General features: G+C 57.4%; 1 protein-coding gene. It reads left to right on the plus strand.

All coding sequences use genetic code 11. The annotated features are described in order from the left end of the window. Positions 1-188: 188 nt before the first annotated feature. On the plus strand, positions 189-1410 hold a 1222-nt coding region (locus CQ12_RS23950), incomplete at its 3' end, for a winged helix-turn-helix domain-containing protein (RefSeq protein WP_083519456.1).

The raw sequence follows: 1410 nt of genomic DNA on the forward strand, positions 1-1410 counted from the left end.
GTCGCTTTGGGGTCATTAGCCGACGCTCGGAGCCCATCCGAACTTGGTCCGCTCCACCCCCGGAAAGCAGACGTCGGTGAACCGATCTGCCATGTCGGCCAAGGGCCAACAGGCGACATCGCCTTTCCGCGCCAGGTCATCTAGAATGCCGAAAACCCTCGGCGGTCGGCAGCGAAGGATTGGGCAGATTGCGCTACCTTTTCGGGGAATACACATTTGACACCGACCGGCGCGAACTGCGTCGAGGAGTGGAGGTGCTGTCCATCACGCCGCAGGTCTTCGATCTGCTCGAATACCTGATCCGAAACAGGGAGCGCGTTATCAGCAAGGACGATCTCATCGGCGCGGTTTGGAATGGACGCATCGTCTCAGATGCCGCGCTGACGACCCGCCTGAATGCCGCTCGGACCGCAATCGGTGACAGCGGCGACAGGCAGCGCCTAATCAAGACATTGCCGCGTAAGGGCATCCGGTTCGTTGGCGCAGTGCAGGAAGCCCAAAGACCAACAGTTGAGCCGGTTGGACCGGCGGCGCAGAACGACGACACTGCACAAAGGGCTCTTTCACCGCCTCGTCTTTCCATTGTTGTTCTGCCTTTCACGAACCACAGCGGTGATCCCGAGCACGACAATTTCGTGGATGGCGTGGCCGAAAGTTTGACCACGGACTTGTCGCATTCCCGCAACTTGTTTGTAATCGGCCGGAACAGCGCCTTCAAATATAAGGGAAAGGAAATCGACGTACGGCAAGTCGGGCGAGAATTGAACGTCCGCTACGTGCTCGAAGGCTCGGTGCAGCGGAACGGCAATCGGCTTCGGATGAACGTGCAGCTGATCGATGCCGAGAACGGTAAGCATCTTTGGGCCGAGCGCTTCGAGAAGCCCACCGCTGACCTCTTCGATATGCAAGACGAAATCGTATCAAGGCTTGCCTACACGTTACATGTCCAACTCGTCATGGCCGCGGCGCGACGAGCAGAACGTTTAGCGCATCCCGATGCAAAGGACCTGAATTTTCAAGGTGTTGCCTGCTTGCAAAAGGGTGCGACCCCTGAATACGTAACGCAAGCGCGCGGCTTTTTCGAACGCGCTCTGGCGATCGACCATCGAAGTTTCGTAGCGCTGTTCGGCATGGCAAACGTCGATCTGATAGCGGCGCTCTCCCTCCTAACTGACGAACCGACCGCGTGCCTTTCGGCAGCCGAAACAAATGCGATCAAAGCACTTTCGTTAGTCCCGGACGATGCATATGTGCATATGACCTTGGGTGGCATCTACATTTTGACAAACCGCGCTGTTCAAGGGATTGCTGAGTGCGAACACGCATTAGCGCTTGATCGAAATACAGCCAGGGCTCACGGCGCTATTGGTTGGGCTAAAGCGCTTATGGGTCGCGCTGCCGAGACCGAGG

It is taken from the genome of Bradyrhizobium jicamae (assembly GCF_001440395.1).
GTDB lineage: Bacteria > Pseudomonadota > Alphaproteobacteria > Rhizobiales > Xanthobacteraceae > Bradyrhizobium > Bradyrhizobium jicamae.